Annotated in this window: 19 protein-coding genes; 13 read left to right on the top strand and 6 right to left on the bottom strand. The window is 68.0% G+C overall.

Annotated features, from left to right (window positions below; translation table 11 throughout):
* Window positions 1-47 precede the first annotated feature (47 nt).
* From U3A55_RS10215 to U3A55_RS10200, 4 genes are all read right to left on the bottom strand, one after another.
* Window positions 48-1,118, bottom strand: a complete 1,071-nt coding sequence (locus U3A55_RS10215) for a glutamate--cysteine ligase (RefSeq protein WP_330991401.1) — start codon at window positions 1,116-1,118, stop codon at window positions 48-50.
* A 61-nt stretch (window positions 1,119-1,179) separates the two neighbouring features.
* The gene (locus U3A55_RS10210; protein ID WP_330991400.1) at window positions 1,180-1,815 is read right to left on the bottom strand and encodes a fibrillarin-like rRNA/tRNA 2'-O-methyltransferase; all 636 of its coding nucleotides are present in this window, start codon (window positions 1,813-1,815) and stop codon (window positions 1,180-1,182) included.
* On the bottom strand, window positions 1,812-2,642 hold the full coding sequence (locus U3A55_RS10205) for an NOP5/NOP56 family protein (RefSeq protein WP_330991399.1): 831 nt from the start codon (window positions 2,640-2,642) through the stop codon (window positions 1,812-1,814). The genes U3A55_RS10210 and U3A55_RS10205 overlap by 4 nt, the downstream gene beginning before the upstream one ends.
* A gap of 47 nt (window positions 2,643-2,689) precedes the next feature.
* Window positions 2,690-2,899, bottom strand: coding sequence for a DUF2196 domain-containing protein (locus U3A55_RS10200; RefSeq protein WP_330991398.1), 210 nt, complete (start codon window positions 2,897-2,899; stop codon window positions 2,690-2,692).
* 75 nt (window positions 2,900-2,974) lie between these two features.
* Between U3A55_RS10200 and U3A55_RS10195 the strand changes: the two genes are divergently transcribed.
* The 4 genes from U3A55_RS10195 (at window position 2,975) to U3A55_RS10180 (ending at window position 4,932) form a co-directional block, all read left to right on the top strand.
* A complete protein-coding gene (locus U3A55_RS10195) occupies window positions 2,975-3,538 on the top strand; it encodes a DUF2391 family protein (protein ID WP_330991397.1) in 564 nt (187 codons plus the stop codon).
* Between the two features lie 46 nt (window positions 3,539-3,584).
* Window positions 3,585-3,764, top strand: coding sequence for an HVO_2753 family zinc finger protein (locus U3A55_RS10190; RefSeq protein ID WP_145846749.1), 180 nt, complete (start codon window positions 3,585-3,587; stop codon window positions 3,762-3,764).
* A 2-nt stretch (window positions 3,765-3,766) separates the two neighbouring features.
* On the top strand, window positions 3,767-4,033 hold the full coding sequence (locus tag U3A55_RS10185) for an elongation factor 1-beta (protein ID WP_330991396.1): 267 nt from the start codon (window positions 3,767-3,769) through the stop codon (window positions 4,031-4,033).
* 266 nt (window positions 4,034-4,299) lie between these two features.
* Window positions 4,300-4,932 carry an HD domain-containing protein gene (locus U3A55_RS10180; RefSeq protein WP_330991395.1) on the top strand — a complete coding sequence of 211 codons (633 nt, stop codon included), beginning with the start codon at window positions 4,300-4,302 and terminating at the stop codon, window positions 4,930-4,932.
* Between the two features lie 3 nt (window positions 4,933-4,935).
* Here the strand turns inward: U3A55_RS10180 and U3A55_RS10175 are convergent, their stop codons facing one another.
* Window positions 4,936-5,571 carry a hypothetical protein gene (locus tag U3A55_RS10175; protein WP_330991394.1) on the bottom strand — a complete coding sequence of 212 codons (636 nt, stop codon included), beginning with the start codon at window positions 5,569-5,571 and terminating at the stop codon, window positions 4,936-4,938.
* 59 nt (window positions 5,572-5,630) lie between these two features.
* Window positions 5,631-6,788: a cystathionine gamma-synthase gene (locus tag U3A55_RS10170; protein WP_330991393.1), complete on the bottom strand. Its 1,158-nt coding sequence runs from the start codon at window positions 6,786-6,788 to the stop codon at window positions 5,631-5,633.
* Window positions 6,789-6,911: 123 nt separating this feature from the next.
* On the opposite strand from U3A55_RS10170, the gene U3A55_RS10165 reads away from it, so the two are divergent.
* The 9 genes from U3A55_RS10165 to U3A55_RS10125 are packed head-to-tail and all read left to right on the top strand — an operon-like array spanning window position 6,912 to window position 13,178.
* Entirely contained in the window at window positions 6,912-7,202 is a 291-nt protein-coding gene (locus U3A55_RS10165; RefSeq protein ID WP_330991392.1) for a 50S ribosomal protein L21e, read from the top strand.
* A gap of 1 nt (window position 7,203) precedes the next feature.
* On the top strand, window positions 7,204-7,560 hold the full coding sequence (locus U3A55_RS10160; protein ID WP_330991391.1) for an RNA polymerase Rpb4 family protein: 357 nt from the start codon (window positions 7,204-7,206) through the stop codon (window positions 7,558-7,560).
* Between the two features lie 46 nt (window positions 7,561-7,606).
* The gene (locus U3A55_RS10155; RefSeq protein WP_330991390.1) at window positions 7,607-8,176 is read left to right on the top strand and encodes a DUF655 domain-containing protein; all 570 of its coding nucleotides are present in this window, start codon (window positions 7,607-7,609) and stop codon (window positions 8,174-8,176) included.
* 24 nt (window positions 8,177-8,200) lie between these two features.
* On the top strand, window positions 8,201-9,034 hold the full coding sequence (locus U3A55_RS10150) for a 16S ribosomal RNA methyltransferase A (protein WP_330991389.1): 834 nt from the start codon (window positions 8,201-8,203) through the stop codon (window positions 9,032-9,034).
* Entirely contained in the window at window positions 9,031-10,143 is a 1,113-nt protein-coding gene (locus tag U3A55_RS10145) for a mechanosensitive ion channel family protein (RefSeq protein ID WP_330991388.1), read from the top strand. Before U3A55_RS10150 ends, U3A55_RS10145 begins: the two co-directional genes overlap by 4 nt.
* Window positions 10,136-10,708, top strand: a complete 573-nt coding sequence (locus U3A55_RS10140; protein ID WP_330991387.1) for a HemK2/MTQ2 family protein methyltransferase — start codon at window positions 10,136-10,138, stop codon at window positions 10,706-10,708. The genes U3A55_RS10145 and U3A55_RS10140 overlap by 8 nt, the downstream gene beginning before the upstream one ends.
* A gap of 31 nt (window positions 10,709-10,739) precedes the next feature.
* A complete protein-coding gene (locus tag U3A55_RS10135) occupies window positions 10,740-11,096 on the top strand; it encodes a hypothetical protein (RefSeq protein WP_330991386.1) in 357 nt (118 codons plus the stop codon).
* A gap of 47 nt (window positions 11,097-11,143) precedes the next feature.
* Window positions 11,144-12,133: a 5-methyltetrahydropteroyltriglutamate--homocysteine methyltransferase gene (locus tag U3A55_RS10130; protein ID WP_330991385.1), complete on the top strand. Its 990-nt coding sequence runs from the start codon at window positions 11,144-11,146 to the stop codon at window positions 12,131-12,133.
* Window positions 12,126-13,178 carry a methionine synthase gene (locus U3A55_RS10125; RefSeq protein ID WP_330991384.1) on the top strand — a complete coding sequence of 351 codons (1,053 nt, stop codon included), beginning with the start codon at window positions 12,126-12,128 and terminating at the stop codon, window positions 13,176-13,178. Before U3A55_RS10130 ends, U3A55_RS10125 begins: the two co-directional genes overlap by 8 nt.
* The last annotated feature ends 17 nt before the right edge of the window (window positions 13,179-13,195 follow it).

Below are 13,195 nucleotides of genomic sequence, written 5' to 3'. Positions count from 1 at the left end.
GTCGGCTCTTATGCGACGAAAGCCGCCCAGCGATTAAAACGCTTTGCTCAGAGACGAATCGAGTCGTAGAGCACGCGAACGCCGTCTTCCTCGCGAATGCGACGCTGTCGATGCGCGCCGCTCTCCCGGTCGTACACGTCCCAGATGCCCGAGACGCCGAGCCGTTCGACCTCCCGTTCGACGACCTCCCCGAGGTCCACGACGCCGCCCGCGGGTTCGAGGAACGACGCGTCGTGCCCGTGACGAATCGCCCGCCACTTGTTCTCGTCCAGAATCTCCCGCCGAACCTCCGTGCCCGGTTCGCCGTCCTCGTAGCGCTCCGCGAAGTCGACGACGAGCGCGTGCGTGTACTCGACGAACGCCTCCACCACCGCGGGGTCGTGCTGGCCGGCGGGCGCGCGAACCTCGACCGTGCCGTGTCCCGAGTGCGGACGCACGTCGAACCAGAGTTCGCCGCGGTCGTCGATGGAGCCGTTCTCCACCATCCGCTCCTCGTACGTCTCGAACGCGTCGTAGTCCTCGAACGCGGTCGGCATCCCCGTGTTCGGGAGGTTCTCGAAGACCTTCGCGCGCGCCGACGCCAGCCCCGTGTCGAACCCGTTCCAGAACGGCGAGTTCGCCGAGAGCGCGAGCATCACCGGGAGATACCACCGAATCTCGTTCGCCACCCAGACGGCCTTGTCCGGGTCGTCCACGCCGACGTGGACGTGCAGGCCCGCGGTCGTGTTCCGGTGCTGGGGGTACTGGATGCGCTCTAACTGCGAGCGGTACCGCGGCTTCTCCGCGTGCTCGTGTTCGCGCCACCGCGCGCCCGGGTGGAGGCCGGCACCGGCGATGCCGAACCCGTACGCGTCCGCGTACTCGACGAGCGCCTCACGCACGTCCCGAATCGCGTCGCCCGCCTCCTCGATGCCGTCGAGGCGCGGCGTCTGCGTCTCCACCACGAACTTGAACAGCTCGTGGTCCAGACGCCCGTCGAGCAACTCGGGCGGATCGCCCTCGTACACCAACTGGTCGCTCCCCGCCGTCGGCACGCCCGCCTCGTCGACCACGAAGAACTCCTCCTCGACGCCGAGCGTCCCGAGTTCCGTGAACGCGTCCCGCGAACCCGTCACCATTCGCCCGTTCGTTCACCGGCCGCGAATAAATAAGCCCGGATGCCGGCGAGCACCCGCCGCCCTACTTCGGTTGCGCGACCACGCCGAGGTGGTCCGCGTGGTAGGGTTCGAGCCGCTGCGTCTCCAGCACCTCGTAGGCGGCTTCGAGGTCATCCAGCACGTCCTCGAACACGTCGCTCGGGTCGCGCGTCACGTCCTCGCTGCGCGCCTTGAACGCGGCGAGCAGCCGGCCGTCGTCCGCGAGGAACTCGGCGTTCTCGACCGCGACCCGCGCCTGCCCGCGCGTCGCCACGTCCTGCACCACGGCGTCCACGTCCGCCTCGACGACGTGCGCGTACGTCTCCGGCTTCCGCGCGTCCTTCAGGAGGGGGAACAGCCGCGTCCGGGACTCGGCCACGTCGAGCAGGTCGCGCACGGGCCGCGGCGCGAACTCCACGGCGTACGTCGGCCCCGCGAAGTCCGCGACGTGGCTCACCGTCGTCCCGTTCGCCGCGCCGAGGTAGAGCACCGTGTCGCCGCCCGCGAGTCCGGTGTCCATCTCGTGTTCGAGCATCGCCCCCAGCTTCGAGCGGTTCGGGTTCCAGCGCCGCCACCCGTCCTCGGTGGGTTCGCCGTACACCGCGCCGCCGCGGGTCGCGAGCCACTCGCCCTCGCTCCCCTCGAACGCGCGCCGCTCCACGCCCTCCGGGCGGTTCATTCGTCACCCCGCGAGCGGATGCGCTCGATGCGCTCGTCCAGTTCGTCCTCGAGTTCGGGCCGCCGGTCGCCCGAGTAGTGGTCGATGCGCGCCGCGATGCTCAGTTTGCCCGCGAGCGCCCGCGCGGCCGACCCGCGCTCTTCTGGACGAGTCCCGCGGACGTACTCGTGAACGTAGATAACGCCGTGTTTCGGCGACGGTGCGTGCCCCCGGAGATGCGCGAACAGCGCGTCCTCCGCGCCGAGCACCTGCACCGTGCCCGACGGCATCTTCGCGAGCGACTCCAGCCCGCCCGCCTGCTCGATGAGCCGCGCGGCGAGCGTCGGCCCCGCGAGCATCGAGAGGTTCGGCGCGACGACGCGCGCCTGCTCCTCGACGTACGCTTCGAGGTCCGCGCGTTCGTTCGCCAGGTCGCGCACGCGCTCCGCGAGCGACACCACACGCTCCTCGGTCACGTCGCTCGGATCGCGCGCGGCGACCTCGCGGGCGTACTCCACACCCGTCCCGGACTCGTCGAACAGGCTGCCCGCCCACTCAGCGACGCGCTCCGCCAGTTCGTTCACGGTGTCCGTCAGGTCCGCGACCCCGCGAACGGCGTGCACCAGCTGCTGGTCGGTCGCGCGCTCGCGCTCCCGAACCTCCGTTCTCGTGGCTGCCACCGTCGCCGCGTGGAGCGCGTCGTAGTACTCGTCCGTGCTCTCCGCGAACCCTGTCTCTATCGCCTCCGTCGGCCAGTCCGCGGGCGCGTCCGCCGACCCGTCGCGCACGCTCGCCGAGAGCGCGCCCACGTCCTCGGCGTCGCCGCTCGCGAACCATCCCTGCGTCATACACTGGACTGCACGCCGTCCGCGTAAAAACCTACGTCTTCGAGTCGCTACCGCGGCTGCTCGCGCCCGCCCTCGGATGGCACGATGCGGCGCACGCGCCCCTCCGCGCCCGACTTCAACTTCACGTCAGCGCCGTTCGGGTCGGCCTCGCCGAGAACCGTCCCGACCTCGCCCTGAATCGGTTCCTTGTCGTGGCCCTGTTCGATTTCGACGGTCATTCCGCGCTCCAACTCCCGCGGTCGTGGATACTCGGGCATACTCGGAGTGTTCGACGCCCCTCCGAAAGAACGTGGCGGCCAACCTTCATACCGACCGCCCGCGTGCTCCAACCCATGCCGGAGCGCGAACTCGACCAGCTGTTCGACGAACTCGAAGCCCTCGAAGCCACGGTGGACGAGGACGCGCGCGAACGGGTGGCCGCCGCGCGCGACGCCGCCGAGGACGTGGAGGACGAAGTCGCCTCCCTCGAGGACCGCGGCGCGTTCGGGAACGTCATCCACGGGTACGACCGCGCCGACATCGCGGAGACGTTCCTCGGCAGCCTCCTGTTCGGCATCCCGATGGCCGTCGAGAGCGGCACCACCGAAGTCGGCGCGTTCTTCGCCACCCACCCCGTCTTTCTCCTCGGCACGGTCGCGGCGACGCTCGCGGTCGCCCACGGCGTCCTCTACGTCGCCGACATCCAGGACGTCCGCGTCAAAGACCCCCTGTTCGGCCTCGTCCCACGGCGGTTCGCCGGCGTTGTCACCGTGTCCCTCGGCACCGCCGTCGTCCTGCTCACCGCGTGGGGGCGAATCGACTGGGACGACCCGGCGGTCGCGCTGGGCGCGTGCGTCGCCGCGTTCTTCCCGATGGCTATCGGCGCGGCACTCGGTGACATCCTCCCCGGAAGCTAGCGCGGAAAGGACAACCGTTAAAACCGCTCCCGCGACTAACCCGAGTATGAGCGAATCAGAGACCCGGCAGGCGCGCAAGTGCGTCTCCTGCGGGATTAACATCTCCGGCACGACCGCCGCCTCGTTCAAGTGCCCGGACTGTGGCCAGCAGATCTACCGATGCTCGAAGTGCCGGAAGCAGAGCAACCTCTACGAGTGTCCCGACTGCGGGTTCCGAGGGCCATAACGATGGGGAAGGTCGCTGCTCGCATCAAGGTCATGCCGCAGAGCCCCGAAGTCGACCTCGACGACCTCACGGACCGTCTCGAGGACGCGCTCCCTGAGGGCGCGAAAATCAGTCGCACCGACCGCGAGGACGTCGCGTTCGGCCTCATCGCGCTCTTCCCGACGGTCATCATCCCGGACGAGGCGGGCGGCACGGAAGCCGTCGAGGACGCGTTCCGGAACGTCGACGACGTCGAATCCGTCGACGTCGACGAAGTCGGTCGGATATAACGCACCCACTTTTTTATTGCGGGCCTGCTGCGCAGGCCCGATAAAAACCTGGACTAAAAGCCTCCTTCCTCCAGCCGCGGCCCTCCGGGCCGCGTTAGTCGGTCGTCGGCCCGCGCCTGACAGCGCGGTGAATCGCTCCCCTCGGGCTCTAACGAGCCCCTCGGTCCGCGAACGATCGATGAGAGTTCGTGTCCCCGCCGTAACTGTTGTTCGTGTCTCGTGCCGCGTCCGGTACGGCTTTCTGCGCTCACCGAATTTCTCGACTGATGACTGAGGACGTCCGCGCAGTCGCCCGTTCGTACTTCACTGCGGAGTTGAGTCCGGCGCACGATTGGTTCCACGTGGAGCGCGTGGAGGCGAACGCGGAGCGACTCGCGGCGAGGCGAGCGGACGTGGACGAGCGCGTGCTTCGCCTCTCAGTGCTCTTGCACGATATCGGGCGGGCGCGGGAGGACCGCGGAGAGATCGAGGACCACGCGGAGTGGGGCGCGGAAGAGGCGCGGGAGATCCTCGAAGAACGCGATGCGGAGGAAGCGACTGTCGACGCCGTGGCGCACTGTATTCGGGCGCACCGCTACTCGAACGACGTGGAGCCGGAGACGGCGGAAGCGAAGGTAGTGAGCGACGCGGACAACCTCGACGCACTCGGCGCAGTTGGCGTCGCGCGGTGCTTCAGCTACGGCGGCGAAATCGGGTCGCCGATCTACGACCCGAGCCTCCCGCCCGAGGCGGATGACTCCGTGGCGGGCGAGACGCAGTTCAATCACGTCCACAAGAAGCTCCTCGACCTCCCCGAGCGGATGTACACGGACGCCGGGCGCGACCTCGCCGAAGAGCGCGCCGGCTTCGTGCGGGAGTTCGCCCAACGACTGGAAGCGGAAGCGGCGGGCGAGCGGTGAGGGTCAGAGCGTCACCTCGAACCCCCACTCGGTCTCCCCGAGGTAGTTCCCGTCCTCGAATCGGTAGGTCGCGGCGGTGAGGCAGTCGCTCTCCGGGCCGCCGAGCAGGGCGTACGTCCCGCGTTTCGTCTCGTCGGGCGCGAACTCGACTTCGTTCACGACCTGCGCGGTTGCGATGCCGTCGGTTGCACGCCAGCACGCGTCGTCCTGGGGTGCGTCCGGCACGACCTCGTTCTCCGCGCCACCGGGTGCGAGCAGGGCGGTCGCGTCGCCATCGGTGCGCGACCCGTAGAGCGTCGACCAGGGGACGATTGCGCCGAACTGCCACGTCCGCGCGGCGTCCGCGGTGTTCGTCACCGATACTTCGACGGCCGGCGGGTGCATCGTCGTCGCGTCCGCCGTTCCCGTCACCGCGAGGGACGCGTCCACGTCGTCCGGGATGTCGTCGAGCGTCACGTCATCGACGACGAACCGCGTCTCGGCCGTCGGCGTCGTAGTCGTCCCGTCACTGGTGGTTCCGTCGGTCGTGGTGTCGCTGGTGGTCGTGTCGTCGCTACCGGTCACGTCACCGAGACAGCCGGCGACCGCGGTCGCGCTGACCGTCGCGCCGAGCGTCGCGAGGAGGGCACGTCGCTGCATACCCGGAAGAACGCACGGGCGGGATAAACAGTCCGCGGAGGGTCAAAAAGCGGCTTGTCCTATTCGAGCGCGCTCGTGATGGCCTGGTCGAGGTCGGCCTTCAGGTCGTCGACGTTCTCGATGCCGACGCTCGCGCGGATGAGCGGGTCGGTGAGGCCCGCGGCCTCGCGTTCTTCCTTCGGGATGGCGGCGTGCGTCATCGCCGCGGGCTGTTCGATGAGGGACTCGACGCCGCCGAGCGATTCGGCGAGCGTGAACACCTCCGTGCTGGAGACGAACTCGCTCGCCTCCTCCAGGCTCGCGTCGAGCTCGAAGGAGAGCATCCCGCCGAAGTCGTCCATCTGCTCGGCCGCGAGGTCGTGCTGGCGGTGGGATTCGAGACCGGGATAGTAGACGTGCTCGACGTGCTCGTGCGCCTCGAGCCAGTGCGCGAGAACCTTCGCGTTCTCGCAGTGGCGGTCCATCCGCACGGGCAGCGTCTTCGTTCCGCGGAGCACGAGGAACGCGTCGAACGGCCCCGGCGTCGCGCCGACGGAGTTCTGGTAGAACCCGAACTCCTCGTCGAGTTCGTCGTCGTCGGTGATGAGCGCGCCGCCGACCACGTCGCTGTGCCCGCCGAGGTACTTCGTGAGCGAGTGCGAGACGATGTCCGCGCCGTGTTCGAGCGGCCGCTGGAGGTAGGGCGTCGCGAACGTGTTGTCCACCGCGCAGAGCGCGTCGTTGTCGTGCGCGATATCGCTCAGCGCGTCGATGTCGTTCACGCGCATCAGCGGGTTCGTCGGCGTCTCCACCCAGAGGAGTTCCGTGTTCTCCCGCATCGCCTCGGCGACGGCGTCGTGGTCGGTGGTGTCCACGAAGTCGAACTCCACGTCGTACTTCTCGTACACCTGCGTGAACAGTCGGTGCGTCCCGCCGTACACGTCGTCGCCGGTGACGACGTGGTCGCCGGCGTCGAGGAGGTTCATCACGGTGTTGATGGATCCCATTCCCGACGAGAACGCGCGGCCGTGCTCGCCGCCCTCGAGGGCCGCGAGGTTGTCCTCCAGGTCGGTCCGCGTCGGGTTTCCGGTTCGACTGTACTCGTAGCCGGTGTGCTCGCCGGGCGCGGACTGCTCGTACGTGGAGTTCGCGTAGATGGGAGTCATCAGCGCGCCCGTCTCCTCGTCCGGTTCCTGGCCGGCGTGGATGGCGCGCGTCTCGAAGTGCTCGTCGTCCATACCGATGGATGGAGTGAGTTCGTGTTAGGCCTGTCCCTCCCACCCGAGTCTGCCGGCGTCTCCGACACGAACGCGTAGCGTGCGTTTTATAACGCCAACGGCAGTACGAACCTGCATACGACTATGCCGAGTTCCAACGGACCCCTCAACAGCACGCGGAAGAAACTCTCCAACAAGCCCCGAGAGCGCGGTACGTCGCCGCCCCAGCGCTCCGTCGCCGAATACGACGAAGGCCAGAAAGTCCACCTGAAGATCGACCCCTCCACTCAGAACGGTCGGTTCCACGCCCGATTCAGCGGTCTCACCGGCGAAATCGTCGGCGAGCAGGGTCGCTCCTACAAGGTCAAAATCAACGACAACGGCAAGGAGAAGGTCGTGCTCGCCTATCCCGCGCACCTCCGCGCGCAGAACTAGCATGACCATCTTCAAGGAAACGCTCGACGAGGAGTTCCTCACCACCTCGGAGGCGAAATCCCTCCTCGAGGAGATCGAGGCCGAGCGCGCGGCCGACGAGGACCGCGAGCTCCGGTACGAGCTCGCGCGCGCCGTCGAGCACACGAATCGGTTCGCGGTGCTGGAGGCCGAGGAGTCCCGCGAGCTTGTGGACGAACTCCTCGAACTCGACACGCTGGAGGCGCAGGCGGCGTTCAAGATTGCGGACCTTCTGCCGCGGAGTCGTGACGAACTCCGCGCGGTGTTCGCGCAGGAGCGGTACGCGCTCTCTGGCGACGAACTCGACGACGTGCTGGACATCGTCGCGAAATACGCGTAACGCGTCCGACTTTTTAAGTATCGCGTCGTACTAGGTCGAGTATAGTATGAGCGACGCTGCTAGCGACGAGACGTCGGAAGCGGTCGTGCTCGATGTCCTTCACCACGGCCGGAGCAACGGCGGCGCGTACAGCGGGTCGCCGCTCGCGTACGCGGTCGCCGTGGACGATTTCACACTCTACGAGCTCAGCCTGCGCGAGGACGCCGACATCTCCATCGGTGACTACGTGCAGGTGACGCCCGCCTTCGACGCGGGTATCGAGCGCGGGCACACCGTGGGCTACGAGGACCTCACTGACGGCGCGCGCTCCGAGCTCGACTACGTCATCGAGGAGCTCGTGGAGGCGCACGAGAAGCGGTTCGTGGACTTCTTCAACGACGCGCAGCCGCTCTCGCTCCGCCTCCACCAGCTCAACCTCCTCCCCGGAATCGGCGACAAACTCCGGGACAACGTCCTGGACGAGCGCAAGCGCCACGGTCCGTTCGAGAGCTTCGACGACCTCGAAGACCGCGTCTCCGGCCTGCACAGCCCGAAGGAGACTGTTGTCGAGCGCATCGAGGAGGAGTTGGAGAACCCGGACGACGTGAAGTACCGATTGTTCGTCCGGAGAGAGTAAGGGAGTCCTGCGAGAAACACTGGTATGAGCGAGTATCGGAACCCGGACGCCCTGATTCGGCGTGCGGGCCGCGGGAACCCCGACTTCGACCAGCACTTCCTCGTCGACGACCGCGTGCTCGACCGCGTTCCGACGTACGCGAGCGAGTTCGACCGGTCGCACGTGCTCGAAATCGGCGCCGGAACGGGTGCGTTGACGGACCGCTTGCTCGTGGTTGCGGACCACGTCACCGCAATCGAACGCGACCCCGACCTCGCGGCGTTTGTGCGCGAGGAGTTCGCGGCGGCGCGCGAGCGCGGCGACCTCACCGTCATCGAGGGAGACGCGCTCGACGTGGCCCTCCCCGCGTACACCTGCTGCATCTCCAACCTCCCGTACAGCGCGTCGAGCGAACTCACGTTCCGCCTGCTGCCCGCGGGGGAGCCGGCGGTGTTGATGTACCAGCGGGAGTTCGCGGAGCGGATGGCGGCCGACGCGGACACGAGCGAGTACGGCCGGCTCTCCGTCACCGCCCAGCACTACGCGGATGTGGAGGTCGTCGAAATCGTGCCGAAGGAGGCGTTCGACCCCCAGCCCCGCGTCGAGAGCGCTATCGTGCGGTTGACGCCGCGGGCACCGGACTACGAGGTGCCGGACGAGCAGTTCTTCCTCGACTTCGTGAAGGCCGTGTTCACGCAGCGCCGGAAGACCATGCGGAACGCCATCCGGAACACCGCCCACATCTCCGGGCTCGGCGACCCCGATGCGGTCGTGGACGCGCTGGACGACGACTTGCTCTCCGCGCGCCCGGAGAAACTGGACCCGCGGCGGTTCGCGGCGGTCGCGAGCGTCGCGTACGACCACGGTGACCCGTCGTGAGCGCGCTCACGCAACTGACGGAGGCGGTGCAGGCGCTCGGTCCGGTGGAGCGCACCGTGCTCTCCGCGGCCGCGCTCGTCCTGCTGGCGCTCGGGTGGCGGGCCGCGCGCCGGTTCGCGTCCGCCGCGCGGGAGAACCGGAGCGACCGACTCCTCGACGTGCTGTTAATCGTGCTCGCGGTCGCGTTCCTCGCGCTCGGCGCCGAGGCGTTCCTCGTCCTCTGGGGCGCCCACCCGCTCGCCGTGGACGCCGTGAAGGCCGTGACCGCTCGTGCGGAACTCGGCGTTCGCTTCCTCATCACGCTCGGCCTCCTCGCGGGCGCGTACGTCTTCACGGAGTTCCTGCACGGCCGCGTAGACGACTTCGTCGCCGCGCGCGAGAACATCACCGACCACCAGGCCGAAATCACGTTTCGACTCCTCCAGATAACGCTCTACATCGGCGCGCTCATCACCGCGCTCGGCGTCTGGAACGTGAACCTCTCCGGCCTCCTCATCGGTGCTGGGTTCGCCGGCATCGTGTTCGGTATGGCCGCCCGACAGACGCTCGGCGCGGTCATCGCGGGGTTCGTGTTGATGTTCGCGCGGCCGTTCGAAATCGGCGACTGGGTGAAAATCGGCGACAACGACGGCATCGTCACGGACATCACCATCGTGAACACGCGCATCCAGACGTTCGACGGCGAGTACGTGATGCTGCCGAACGACTACGTCGGGTCCGAGGAGGTCGTGAACCGCTCGCGGAAGGGACGCCTCCGCCTGCACGTCGAGGTCGGCGTGGACTACACGACGGACGTCGACCACGCCATCGAGGTCGCGGAGGAGACGCTGAAGGACGTGGATGACGTGCTGACGGTGCCGCAGCCGCAGGTCGTGCTCACCGAGTTCGGGGATTCCGCGGTCGTGCTCGACCTCCGGTTCTGGATAGACAAGCCGAGCGCGCGCCGGAAGTGGCGCGCCCAGACCGCGGTCATCTCGCGGGTTCACGAGGCGTTCCGCGAGGAGGGCATCACCATCCCGTTCCCGCAGCGCGAACTCTCCGCGCGCCAGAACGGTCTCGGCGCGACCATCCCCGACGACTACGGTCCCGCGGGTGACGAGGGTGAGTGACCTCGCGGAGCGACGCGGCGTCGAAACCGAGGTGTATCAGCCCGCGGAGGATTCGCGGCTGCTCGCCGACGTCGCCGTGGACGAACTCGAAGCCGATGCCCGCGTGCTGGAGGTCGGGACGGGGTCGGGCGTCGTCGCGGAACGCGTCCGGAACGCGGGCGTGAACGTCGTCGCGTCGGACCTGAATCCGCACGCGTGCCGGCAGGCCCGCGAGCGCGGCGTTCCGGTCGTCCGCGCCGACCTCGTCGCGCCGTTCCGGGACGGCGCGTTCGATGCGGTGCTGTTCAATCCGCCGTATCTGCCGGCGGACCCCGACGCCGAGCGCGACGACTGGCTGGAGGTCGCGCTCACCGGCGGCGAGACGGGCCGCGAGGTCGTGGAGGCGTTCCTCGACGACGTGGCGCGCGTGCTCGCCCCCGACGGCTTCGTTCTCCTGCTCGTCAGCACGCTCACGGGCGTCGAGGAAGTCGCCGAGTACGCCGGAGACCGCGGGTTCTCCGCCGTCGCGCTCCGCGACGAGTCCTTCCCGTTCGAAACGCTCACCGTCCTGAAGTTCGTCCGATAGCTCTTCCTTCCCGGCGGTCCTTCTCTTAGGTATGTCCGGCGCGTCGAAGTGGCGGTACGCGGTGTACGCGATGCCGGCTGTCACGGCCGTCGAGGCCACGCTCGGCCTCTTCCTGGTAGCCGTTGTCGCGCGGACGGGCGTGTCGCTCGCGGCGCTCGCGGTGCTCGCCGCCCCCTTCTTGCTCGCCGCACTCGTCGTCCGCCTTCTCCTCCCGATAGCGATTCGCGCGGACGCCCGCGCCGTCTACGAGACGACCGATGGCGCGTTCGACGGCGAGGTGTACGCGATGGCGGCCGTCCCGGGAATCTTCGTTCCCGTGGTCGACTCGTTTATCGCGCTCCGGTATCTACAGCGTAGCCGCCGCGCCCTAGATAACTACGAAGAATAAACTGAGAGAGAAAATATTAAACGAGGGTATGGCGTACTCCCGAGTAGATGACAGTCGTCAGCACGACGCTCGGCCTGTTCCCGCTGCCCGACGAAGCGCGCGAGCGCCTCGCCGACCTCAAGGGCCACCAGAAAGAGGACCTCGTCTCCGGGGACGAACCCCCCGACGTCGAGGCCGTCTACGACGAAGCGCGCGACGACCTCCTCACCCGGCAGGCGGACGCCGGCCTCGACCGCGCCGTCGAGGGACAGGCGCGCTGGGACGACATGCTCGCCCACCCGCTCGCCGTCCACGAGAACGTTCGCACCGAGGGCATCGTCCGGTACTACGACAACAACAACTTCTACCGCGACCCCGTCGTCACCGGCGACCTCACGCACAGCGGCGACCTCGCGCGCGACCTCGAAACGGCGAGCGCGCTCACCGACAGCCTCCAGGCCGTCGTGCCCGGCCCCTACTCGCTCTCCCGACTCGCGACCGACGAGCACTACGGGAGTCCGGACGAGTTCCTCGCCGCCGTCGGCGACTTCCTCGCCGGCGAAGTCGAGTCCTTCCCGGACGCCGTCGAGACCGTGTTCGTCCTCGAACCCAGCCTCGCCACCGAGTCGCTCGACGACGGCGAGGACGAGCGCGCCGCCGCCGCCATCGACACTGTCGCCGCCGCGACCGACGCCGAGGTCGTCGTGCAGTCCTACTGGGGGACGTACGGCGAGAAACTCCACGCGCACCTCCTCGACACCGACATCTCGGCGCTCGGCTACGACCTCGTCACCGCCCACGACGACGCCACCTACCTCGTCCAGGAGTACGGCACGCTCGATTCGGTGAGCCTCGGCGTCGTGGACGGCCAGAACACGCTCGTCGAATCCCCCGACACCATCGAAGAACGCATCGCGTGGTTCAGAGACCAGATTCCCGTCAGCGAGTTCGACACCGTGTACGCCACACCCAACACCGAGTTGTTCTACCTGCCCGTGAACAAGTTCCAGGCGAAACTTCGCGCGCTCGGCGCCGTCGGAGGTGACGCCGATGAGTGAGAACCGCGAGCAGTTCCGTCCCCCGGGTCACGAGAACGACCACTTCCTCCTCACGACCGTCGTCGGGTCCTACCCGAAGCCGTCGTGGCTGAACCGCGCCCGCGACCTCCACAGTGACCCGGAGAGCGAGTTCGACGACGAGGACTGGCGGGAAGCCCAGGACGACGCCAGCCGACTCATCACGAACGAACACGAACGCGCCGGCCTCGACGTGGTCGTGGACGGCGAGATGCGGCGCAACGAGATGGTGGAGTTCTTCGCGGACCGCATCGACGGCTACGAATTCAACGGCCCGGTGAAGGTCTGGGGGCACAACTACTTCGACAAACCCAGCGTCACCGACGAGGTCGAGTACGACGAGTCCTGGCTCGTCTCCGAGTACGAGTTCACCGCCTCGGTCGCCGACCGCCCCGTCAAAGTCCCCATCACCGGCCCGTACACGCTCGCGTCCTGGAGCTTCAACGAAGCCTACGAGGACGAGGAAGCGCTCGCGTACGACCTCGCGGACCTCGTGAACGAGGAAATCGAGAAGCTCGTCGCCGCCGGCGCGCGCTACATCCAGATCGACGAACCCGCGCTCGCCACCACGCCGGACGACCACGCCATCGTCGGCGAGTGCCTCGAACGCATCGTCTCCGGCATCCCGGACGACGTCCGAATCGGCCTCCACGTCTGCTACGGCGACTACTCCCGCATCTATCCCGAACTCCTCGACTTTCCCGTCGACGAACTCGACCTCGAACTCGCGAACGGCGACTACGACCAGCTCGACGTGTTCAAGGACCCCGACTTCACGAAGGACCTCGCGCTCGGCGTGGTCGACGCGCACGTGGCCGAAGTCGAGTCCGTCGAACAAATCGAGCGCAACATCCGGAAGGGCCTCGAAGTCGTGCCGCCCGAACAGCTCACGGTGAGCCCGGACTGCGGCGTGAAACTCCTTCCCCGCGAGGTCGCGTACAGGAAGATGGAGAACCTCGTCACCGCCGCACGGAACGTCGAAGCCGCCCTCGACGCCGGCGACATCGACGTTCCGGCGCGCGAGTAATCCGCGAGCGCGCTTTT

Source organism: Salarchaeum sp. III, assembly GCF_036418315.1.
GTDB lineage: Archaea > Halobacteriota > Halobacteria > Halobacteriales > Halobacteriaceae > Salarchaeum.
The sequence above is the reverse complement of the archived record's forward strand: the minus strand, read 5'-3'. Positions and strand labels throughout refer to the sequence as shown.

Bases quoted from the DNA above. Each gene is read 5' to 3' on its own strand.
- U3A55_RS10180 (WP_330991395.1), top strand. From the start codon at position 4,300: ATGACTGAGGACGTCCGCGCAGTCGCCCGTTCGTACTTCACTGCGGAG.
- U3A55_RS10150 (WP_330991389.1), top strand. From the start codon at position 8,201: ATGAGCGAGTATCGGAACCCGGACGCCCTGATTCGGCGTGCGGGCCGC.
- U3A55_RS10200 (WP_330991398.1), bottom strand. From the start codon at position 2,899: ATGCCCGAGTATCCACGACCGCGGGAGTTGGAGCGCGGAATGACCGTC.
- U3A55_RS10175 (WP_330991394.1), bottom strand. From the start codon at position 5,571: ATGCAGCGACGTGCCCTCCTCGCGACGCTCGGCGCGACGGTCAGCGCG.
- U3A55_RS10130 (WP_330991385.1), top strand. From the start codon at position 11,144: ATGACAGTCGTCAGCACGACGCTCGGCCTGTTCCCGCTGCCCGACGAA.
- U3A55_RS10205 (WP_330991399.1), bottom strand. From the start codon at position 2,642: ATGACGCAGGGATGGTTCGCGAGCGGCGACGCCGAGGACGTGGGCGCG.
- U3A55_RS10210 (WP_330991400.1), bottom strand. From the start codon at position 1,815: ATGAACCGCCCGGAGGGCGTGGAGCGGCGCGCGTTCGAGGGGAGCGAG.
- U3A55_RS10160 (WP_330991391.1), top strand. From the start codon at position 7,204: ATGACCATCTTCAAGGAAACGCTCGACGAGGAGTTCCTCACCACCTCG.
- U3A55_RS10135 (WP_330991386.1), top strand. From the start codon at position 10,740: ATGTCCGGCGCGTCGAAGTGGCGGTACGCGGTGTACGCGATGCCGGCT.
- U3A55_RS10215 (WP_330991401.1), bottom strand. From the start codon at position 1,118: ATGGTGACGGGTTCGCGGGACGCGTTCACGGAACTCGGGACGCTCGGC.
- U3A55_RS10165 (WP_330991392.1), top strand. From the start codon at position 6,912: ATGCCGAGTTCCAACGGACCCCTCAACAGCACGCGGAAGAAACTCTCC.
- U3A55_RS10155 (WP_330991390.1), top strand. From the start codon at position 7,607: ATGAGCGACGCTGCTAGCGACGAGACGTCGGAAGCGGTCGTGCTCGAT.
- U3A55_RS10170 (WP_330991393.1), bottom strand. From the start codon at position 6,788: ATGGACGACGAGCACTTCGAGACGCGCGCCATCCACGCCGGCCAGGAA.
- U3A55_RS10185 (WP_330991396.1), top strand. From the start codon at position 3,767: ATGGGGAAGGTCGCTGCTCGCATCAAGGTCATGCCGCAGAGCCCCGAA.
- U3A55_RS10190 (WP_145846749.1), top strand. From the start codon at position 3,585: ATGAGCGAATCAGAGACCCGGCAGGCGCGCAAGTGCGTCTCCTGCGGG.
- U3A55_RS10125 (WP_330991384.1), top strand. From the start codon at position 12,126: ATGAGTGAGAACCGCGAGCAGTTCCGTCCCCCGGGTCACGAGAACGAC.
- U3A55_RS10195 (WP_330991397.1), top strand. From the start codon at position 2,975: ATGCCGGAGCGCGAACTCGACCAGCTGTTCGACGAACTCGAAGCCCTC.